Raw genomic sequence first — 7,934 nt, 5'->3', positions numbered from 1 at the left:
GTGGCTGGTCGCGCCCACGCGGCGGAGCCGCATGATGTAACAGCCCCGCGCCCCTTCGGGGCGCGGGGAACTCCCGGTCAGGGGTGCCAGATCTCCTGGATCGTCTGGATGTCGCCCTTGGCGTTCTGCGTGATGTCGTAGACGTTGCCGTAGCAGCCGAAGGGCGACTTCACGGCGTCGTGGTCGTTGCGCAGGCAGCCGTCGACGTGCTTGTCGAAGTCGTCCTTGCTCACCGGCTTGAGGTGCTTCGGGGCATCGTTCTCCGCGAGCTCGATCTTGGCGCCGGAGGCGAGCTTGTAGTGCTGGGAGTCGCCCTGGCCGTGGTAGATCCAGTCGTTCGGCGTGCACGCCGGCTGGGCCTTCTGGGCCTCGAATCCGCTGGCCGCGTCCCGCTCCAGCTTGATCTCGATCATGGTGTGCCCGGCGGGCATGACCGGCGGCTTGCCACCGCAGTCGGCGTTGTCACCGTCGGCGGACGGCTTCGCCGAGGAAGCCGGACCCCCCGAGGTGCCGCCGGCCTTGTCGGCCTTGTCGCCGGGCCCGCAGGCCGCGAGACCGCCGCCGAGAGCGGCCACGAGCACCAGCGTGCTCATCGTTCGTCGAGTCGAGCGCATGTCGAACTCCCCCGTTGCCAAGAAACTCTGAATCTTGTCGTGATCATGTTGATCGACGGTGAGTTCTACACCAGCAACGGGGGGAAGATCCAATCCGCTCGCTACAGCACCGGCAGCATCTTCCGCAGCTCGAACGCCGTGACCTCCGAGCGGTACTCCTCCCACTCCTGCTTCTTGTTGCGGAGGAAGAAGTCGAAGACGTGCTCGCCGAGCGTCTCGGCGACGAGCTCGCTGCGCTCCATGAGCGCGATCGCCTCGCCGAGGTTCTGCGGCAGCGGCTCGATGCCCATCGCACGCCGCTCGGCGTCCGACAGCGCCCACACGTCGTCGTCGGCGCCGGCCGGGAGCTCGTAGCCCTCCTCGATGCCCTTCAACCCCGCTGCCAGCAGCACCGCGTACGTCAGGTAGGGGTTGGCGCCCGAGTCGATGGAGCGGACCTCGACGCGCGTCGAGCCCGTCTTGCCGGGCTTGTACATGGGCACGCGGATGAGGGCGGAACGGTTGTTGTGGCCCCAGCAGATGTACGAGGGGGCCTCGCCGCCGGCGCCCGCGGTGCGCTGGGAGCCGCCCCAGATGCGCTTGTAGGAGTTGACCCACTGGTTGGTGACCGCGGAGGTCTCGGCCGCGTGCCGCAGCAGGCCGGCGATGAAGGAGCGGCCGACCTTGGACAGTTGGTACTCGGCGCCGGACTCGTGGAAGGCGTTGCGGTCGCCCTCGAACAGCGACAGGTGGGTGTGCATCCCGGAACCGGGGTACTCCGAGAAGGGCTTGGGCATGAACGTGGCGTGCACGCCCTGCTCCAGGGCGACCTGCTTCATCACGATCCGGAAGGTCATGATGTTGTCGGCCGTCGACAACGCGTCCGCGTAGCGGAGGTCGATCTCCTGCTGGCCCGGCGCGCCCTCGTGGTGGCTGAACTCGACCGAGATGCCCATGGATTCGAGCATGGTGATGGCCTGGCGGCGGAAGTCCATGCCGACGTTGGTCGGAGTGTGGTCGAAGTAGCCGGAGTTGTCGGCGGGGGTCGGCCGGGAGCCGTCGACGGGGTGGTCCTTGAGCAGGAAGAACTCGATCTCGGGGTGGGTGTAGAAGGTGAACCCGAGGTCGGAGGTCCGGGCCAGGATGCGCTTGAGGACGTAGCGCGGGTCGGCGTAGGACGGCGAGCCGTCCGGCATCAGGATGTCGCAGAACATCCGGGCGGTGCCCGGGGCCTCGGCGCGCCAGGGCAGGATCTGGAAGGTGCCCGGGTCCGGCTTGGCGATCATGTCGGACTCGTAGACGCGGGCGAAGCCCTCGATCGCGGAGCCGTCGAAACCGATGCCCTCGTCGAAGGCCTGCTCCAGTTCGGCGGGGGCGACGGCGACGGACTTCAGGTAGCCGAGCACGTCGGTGAACCACAGCCGGACGAACCGGATGTCGCGCTCTTCGAGTGTGCGGAGCACGAACTCCTGCTGCTTATCCATAGCTACCTATCCTTGCAGGTCAGACGGCTCGTTTCAGCGGATGCGGGCACATGCGGGCACATGCTGGACCTTGAGTATCACGGCTGCGGGTTACCGGTGGGTTTCCGGACGCCTGCCGCACTGTTCCGCCTTATGGGTGCATCGTACTGATGCACGGACGGAACGGCGCTGCCAATCAAGATCATCACCCAGGGAACCGAACGCTCTTTCGGGATGTCCTGACGATTAGCACCCGATCGCCCCGACAGAGGAGGATTCGCCCTTGAATTCGCGAGAGACGCAGGACAGCCGCCCGACCCGTCGTACGGTTCTTGCCCTCGGCGCCGGGACGGCCCTGGCCGCCGTGATGTCCACCGGCGGCACCGCTTTCGCCGCCCCCTCGGACCGGCGCGGGACGTCCCGGCAGCTGGCCGCCCTGGAGCGCGAGCACTCCGCCCGGCTCGGCGTGTACGCGCGCAACATGGCCACCGGCGCGACCGTGCTGCACCGCGCGGACGAGCGCTTTCCGATGTGCTCGACGTTCAAGACGGTGGCCGTCGCCGCGGTCCTGAGGGACCTCGACCGGGACGGTACGTTCCTGGGGAAGCGCATCCGCTACACCAAAGCCGAGACCGACAAGTCGGGCTGGGCCCCGGTCACGGGCAAGAAGGGGAACCTCGCCCACGGCATGACCGTCGAGGCGCTCTGCGACGCCGCCATCCGCTACAGCGACAACGCCGCGGCGAACCTCCTGCTCCGCGAGCTCGGCGGGCCGACCGCGGTCACCCGCTTCTGCCGGTCCGTCGGGGACCGGGTCACCCGGCTCGACCGGTGGGAGCCCGAGCTCAACTCGGCGGAGCCGAAGCGCCGTACGGACACCACCAGCCCGCACGCCATCGGGCGGACCTACGCGGACCTCGTCCTCGGCACCGCGCTCGGCGCGCAGGACCGGGAGCGTCTCACGCACTGGCTGCTCGGCAACACGACCAGCGACGAGCAGTTCCGCCTCGGCCTCCCGAAGGACTGGAAGGTCGCGGACAAGACCGGCGCCGGCACCTACGGCACCGGCAACGACGTGGGCATCGCCTGGACCCCGGACGGCGCCCCGATCGTCCTGGCCGTGCTCTCGACCCACCCGGACGACCCCAAGGCCCAGACCGACCGCCCGCTGATCGCCAAGACGGCCGCGCTGCTGGCGGGAGCCCTCGCCCCGTAAGCAGCCGAACCGCGACCCGCTACACCCGTATGAACGGCGTGGCCAACACGGCCGCCGCGATCGCCTGCGGCCGGTCGTACATCAGCAGATGCCCGGCCGGCGCCACCGCCTCGAACCGGCCGTCCAGGCGGTCGGCGAGGTCCCGTTGGCGCTGGAGCCAGCGGCGTTCCAGCCAGGAGCCCGAGCCGGGGGACGCGGCCAGCACGGTCACCGGGACCGGCGGGAGGGAGTGCCTGGTGCGCAACTCCTCGAGTTCTGCGGCCACATCGCGGTAGCGCGCGTTCTCCATGAGGACGGCGCGCGCCACCCGGCCCGTGCCGTAGGTGCGGCGCACCAGGTCCGCGGGGGCCGGGTCCTGGCGCTTGACGGAGGCGGCACGCACCGAGAGGCGGCGCAGGGCGGGGCCCAGGGCCCTGGGGAGCCCGGTGCCGGCGACGGCCAGGCCGCGCAGGCGGGCGGCGGCGGTGCGCAGTTCACGGCCCGGGGCGGGGCGGGCGTCCTCCTCGACGCTGCCGTCGACCAGCACGAGCCCCGCCGTGCGCTCGGGGTGGAGGCGGGCGAACGCCTCGGCGTGGAAGCCCGCGAGGGAGTGGCCCACGACCGTCACGGGCCCCGCCAGGTCCAGCGCGTCGAGCACGCCCGCGATCCGCCCGGCCTCGCCGGACGCCGTGGGCGGCTCCATGGCCGGGGCGCTGAACCCCAGGCCGGGACGGTCGAAGCGGACGACGGTGCGGTACGGGGTGAGCAGCGGCACGAGCGGGTCCCAGTCGAACCAGCCCATGCCGAGCCCCGCGCTGAGCACGCACACCGGCCCCTTGCCCTCGCGCAGCACGTGCAGGGGCACCCCGCCGACCCGCAGCATCCGCCCCGGCGGCCGTTCCGCAGCGCTCATCGCTTCCCCCTTCGTTCCCGCTCCGCCGGGACACAGGTCCGTACCGGCGGGTACGGCCAAGCTAGTCGCTTGCTACCGGATGCCGGTGCTCCGCCGCAACCCAGTGCGGTTTACGGAACTTCAGCAGGGCGAGCGGCGCGAGGAAGCCCAGCGTCAGCAGACCGCCGCCCACGATGGCGAGGTAGCGCCACACCGGGCCGCCGCCGAACTGCTCCGGCGGGACGAAGCCGATGCACATGGCCGCCAGCGAGGCCGCGAAGCCGACACCGGCCACCAGATGAACGGCCGGTACGCGGAAGCCGCGTTCGTGGTCCGGGCGCGTGGCCCGCAGCCGGATCACGGCCGCGAACATCAGCAGGTAGACCACGAGATAGATCTGCGTGGTCACCACGGAGAAGATCCAATAGGCGCTGGATACATCGGGGATGACCGCGTAGAGCAGCGCGATGAGGGTGGTCAGGACGCCCTGGGCGACCATGATGTTCCGCTGCACGCCGTTCTTGTTGAGCCGCTGCAGGACGGGCGGCAGATAGCCCTCCTGCCGGGCCACCATCAGCAGGCCCTTGGACGGCCCGGCCATCCACGTGAGCATGCCGCCGAGCGCGGCGGCGACCAGCAGGACGCCGACGACCTTGGTCAGCCAGCCCACGTGGAAGTGGTCGAAGAAGCCCTGGAACGCCTGCATCACGCCCGCGGTCAGGCTGAGGTCCTTGCCCGGCATGACCCAGCTGATGGCCAGCGCCGGCAGGACGAAGATCAGCAGCACCAGGCCGGTGGCGAGGAAGACCGAGCGCGGGAACTCCTTGCCGGGCTCGCGCAGCGAGGAGACGTGCACGCCGTTCATCTCCATGCCCGCATAGGACAGGAAGTTGTTGACGATCAGCACCAGGCTGGCCAGTCCGGTCCACGGCGGCAGCAGGTGGCCGCTGTCCATGGGCGCCGCGGAGGCGTTGCCCTGGCCGAGGAAGACCAGGCCGAGGACGACGAGGACGACGCCGGGGATCAGGGTGCCGATGACCAGGCCCATGCCGGCGAGCCCCGCCACGGCCTTGGTGCCGCGCGCCGAAATCAGCACGCCCGCCCAGTAGATGACGACGATGACGAGGGCGATGTACACGCCGTTGTCCGCGAGCCGCGGGTCGACGACGTACGCGAACGTGCTCGCCACGTACGCCAGCAGGCTCGGGTAGTACGCGATCGTCATCGCGAACTGGCACCACACCGCCAGGAAGCCCAGCGGCTTGGACAGCCCCTCGCTCACCCACCGGTGGACGCCGCCCGGCCAGCCGGAGGCCAGTTCGGCCGAGACCAGGGCGGTCGGCAGGAGGAAGACCAGGGCCGGGAGGAGGTAGAGGAAGACGGCGGCCAGTCCGTAGAGCGCCATCGAGGGCGCGGGCCGGAGGTTCGCCACCGAGGCGGTGGTCATCATCGCGAGGGTCGCCCACGAGATGAACTGCGTCTGCGCGGTGACGGGAGGGCGAGAGACGGGACGGTCGTGACGGACCTGTTCCGTGAGGGTCATGAGAGGCGGAGCGTCTTTCAGTTGTCGGCGATTCGCCCCAATGATCGGGCCTTGCACACCCTCTGTGCACATCCGTGCGGGCACCGCCCTGGAGCGTCATACCCCGCGGGGGTAAGGTGCAGCAGAGATCCAGGAGCTGTGGAGAGACGCCGATGCACCGACAGCACAAGGCCGCCGCGTGGTGCGGCAGGCTGCTGCTGTTCGCGGCGCTGCTGCTGGGCATCGTGACGATGCACACACTCGGGCACCCGGCCGAGCACGGCGGCGGGCACGCCGTCGCCATGGCGCCTCCTCATTCCGCCCACGCCCCTGCTGCCGAACCGGCGGCGGCACACGCACACGACCCCGTGCACGGCGGCATGGACCCCCTGTCCGTCTGCCTCGCCGTCCTCGGCACGGGCTGGGCAGCTGCCCTCCTCCTCTCCCTGGCCCTCTTCCTCCGCGGCCGCTCCACGACGGCCGCGGCCGTGCGGGCGTGGTTCGCGCCCGCCCTGTGGCCGATCCCGCCACCGCCACGGCACAAGGCCCTCGCCCGGTTGTCGGTGCTCCGCGTATAGGCGGCAGCGCGCGCTCGCTGCTGCCCGTATTCACCACCGACACCCAAGAGGTGCACCTCCCCATGCGCACACCCACCCGCCGCGCCGTCCTCGGCGCGGGAATCGCCGTTGCCGGAAGCGGACTGCTGGCCGCCTGTGGCACGAAGAGCACGACCGACGACCGCTACGTCTCCCCCGACGGCAAGGAGGTCGCCGCCGCCGAGGCCCGGCGCGGCACCGGCCCCGTCCGCAAGGCGAGCCTCACCGCCACCCCGTCCCGGGTCGACCTCGGCGGCGGCCGCACCGTCTCGACCTGGGCCTACGGAGACCGGCTGCCCGGCCCGGAGATCCGGGTCACCGCGGGCGACACCCTCGCCCTCACCCTGGCCAACCACCTGCCCGAACCCACGTCCGTGCACTGGCACGGGCTGGCGCTGCGCAACGACATGGACGGCGCCCCGGGCGTCACGCAGCAGCCGGTCAAGGCGGGCGCGTCCTTCGACTACCGCTTCACCGTCGCGCACCCGGGCACGTACTGGCTCCACCCGCACTCGGGCGTCCAGCAGGACCGGGGGCTGTACGCGCCGCTGATCGTGGACGACCCGAAGGAGCCGCTGAAGTACGACAAGGAGTGGGTCGTCGTCCTGGACGACTGGGTCGACGGCGTGGACGGCAGCACCCCGGACGCGGTGCTGGCGGAACTGGGCCGGGGCATGGGCGGCATGGACCACGGCTCGCACGACATGCCGGGTATGTCGCACATGTCGATGACGATGTCCGCCGGGGACGGGGGCCCCTCCCGGATGCTGATGGGCGCCACCAGTGTCTACCTCGGCGGCGACGCGGGCGACGTCGCCTACCCGCACTACCTCGTCAACGGGCGCACCCCCGACGACCCCGAGACCTTCACCGCCAAGCCCGGCGACCGCGTCCGCATCCGGCTCCTCAACGCGGGCGGCGACACGGCCTTCCGCGTCGCGCTCGGCGACCACCGGATGACCGTCACGCACACCGACGGCTGGCCCGTCGAGCACACGGAGACCGATTCCCTGCTGCTGGGCATGGGCGAGCGGTACGACGTGCTGGTCGAGGTCAAGGACGGCGTCTTCCCGCTGACCGCCCTGGCCGAGGGCAAGCAGCGCACCGCGATGGCCGTGCTGCGCACGGGCGGTGGCGAGGCACCGGGCGCGGACGTGCGCCCCCGCGAACTGGACGCCGCCCCGCTGGGCGCGCAGCGGCTGAAGGCCGCGCGGGACGTGGCCCTGGCGGACCGCCGGCCGGACCGGACGATCACGCTCCGGCTGACGGGCTCGATGGCGAAGTACGACTGGGCGATCAACGGGCGGAAGTACACGCCCGAGCCGGGCCATGCGGTGAAGTCGGGGGAACGGGTGCGGCTGGAGTTCGTGAACGACACGACCATGTGGCACCCGATGCACCTGCACGGCCACACGTTCGCCCTCGCGGGGGGCGGGGCGAGGAAGGACACGGTGATGGTGCTGCCGGGGAAGCGGGTGGGCGTCGACTTCGACGCCGACAATCCGGGGTTGTGGATGATCCACTGCCACAACGTGTACCACTCGGAGAGCGGGATGATGACGGTGCTCGGGTACCGGGGCTAGGCAGGGCGCCGAGCTCGTCCGCGGGACGGGCCCCCGTCAGCTTCTCGCGGCCGCGGCCGACGGCCTCCAGGGTCTTGGCCAGGACGGCCG

7 protein-coding genes are annotated in these 7,934 nt (G+C 71.0%); 3 read left to right on the top strand and 4 right to left on the bottom strand.

The features are described from left to right. Positions 1-77: 77 nt before the first annotated feature. Positions 78-614, bottom strand: a complete 537-nt coding sequence (locus ACWD4B_RS34335) for a hypothetical protein (RefSeq protein WP_451424448.1) — start codon at positions 612-614, stop codon at positions 78-80. 101 nt (positions 615-715) lie between these two features. Then, positions 716-2,077 (bottom strand): type I glutamate--ammonia ligase, encoded by a 1,362-nt coding sequence (glnA, locus tag ACWD4B_RS34330; RefSeq protein ID WP_336414598.1) that lies wholly within the window; start codon positions 2,075-2,077, stop codon positions 716-718. A gap of 262 nt (positions 2,078-2,339) precedes the next feature. On the opposite strand from glnA, the gene bla reads away from it, so the two are divergent. After that, positions 2,340-3,272, top strand: a complete 933-nt coding sequence (gene bla, locus ACWD4B_RS34325) for a class A beta-lactamase (protein ID WP_451424447.1) — start codon at positions 2,340-2,342, stop codon at positions 3,270-3,272. Between the two features lie 19 nt (positions 3,273-3,291). Here bla and ACWD4B_RS34320 read toward each other — a convergent pair whose 3' ends face one another. After that, the gene (locus tag ACWD4B_RS34320; RefSeq protein ID WP_451424446.1) at positions 3,292-4,164 is read right to left on the bottom strand and encodes an alpha/beta fold hydrolase; all 873 of its coding nucleotides are present in this window, start codon (positions 4,162-4,164) and stop codon (positions 3,292-3,294) included. 61 nt (positions 4,165-4,225) lie between these two features. Continuing rightward, positions 4,226-5,686 carry an APC family permease gene (locus tag ACWD4B_RS34315; protein ID WP_451424445.1) on the bottom strand — a complete coding sequence of 487 codons (1,461 nt, stop codon included), beginning with the start codon at positions 5,684-5,686 and terminating at the stop codon, positions 4,226-4,228. 152 nt (positions 5,687-5,838) lie between these two features. On the opposite strand from ACWD4B_RS34315, the gene ACWD4B_RS34310 reads away from it, so the two are divergent. After that, complete coding sequence (locus tag ACWD4B_RS34310; protein WP_451424444.1) at positions 5,839-6,243, top strand: hypothetical protein; 405 nt, start codon at positions 5,839-5,841, stop codon at positions 6,241-6,243. A 62-nt stretch (positions 6,244-6,305) separates the two neighbouring features. Continuing rightward, positions 6,306-7,844 carry a multicopper oxidase family protein gene (locus ACWD4B_RS34305; RefSeq protein ID WP_451424443.1) on the top strand — a complete coding sequence of 513 codons (1,539 nt, stop codon included), beginning with the start codon at positions 6,306-6,308 and terminating at the stop codon, positions 7,842-7,844. Positions 7,845-7,934 lie beyond the last annotated feature (90 nt).

It is taken from the genome of Streptomyces sp. NPDC002536 (assembly GCF_053594995.1).
Note: the sequence above shows the minus strand (reverse complement) of the source record. Positions and strands in the feature narration are given on the sequence as shown.

Excerpts from the sequence above, each read along its gene's own strand:
- ACWD4B_RS34335 (WP_451424448.1), bottom strand. The coding sequence starts at position 614 with ATGCGCTCGACTCGACGAACGATGAGCACGCTGGTGCTCGTGGCCGCT.
- glnA (WP_336414598.1), bottom strand. The coding sequence starts at position 2,077 with ATGGATAAGCAGCAGGAGTTCGTGCTCCGCACACTCGAAGAGCGCGAC.
- ACWD4B_RS34320 (WP_451424446.1), bottom strand. The coding sequence starts at position 4,164 with ATGAGCGCTGCGGAACGGCCGCCGGGGCGGATGCTGCGGGTCGGCGGG.
- ACWD4B_RS34315 (WP_451424445.1), bottom strand. The coding sequence starts at position 5,686 with ATGACCCTCACGGAACAGGTCCGTCACGACCGTCCCGTCTCTCGCCCT.
- ACWD4B_RS34310 (WP_451424444.1), top strand. The coding sequence starts at position 5,839 with ATGCACCGACAGCACAAGGCCGCCGCGTGGTGCGGCAGGCTGCTGCTG.
- ACWD4B_RS34305 (WP_451424443.1), top strand. The coding sequence starts at position 6,306 with ATGCGCACACCCACCCGCCGCGCCGTCCTCGGCGCGGGAATCGCCGTT.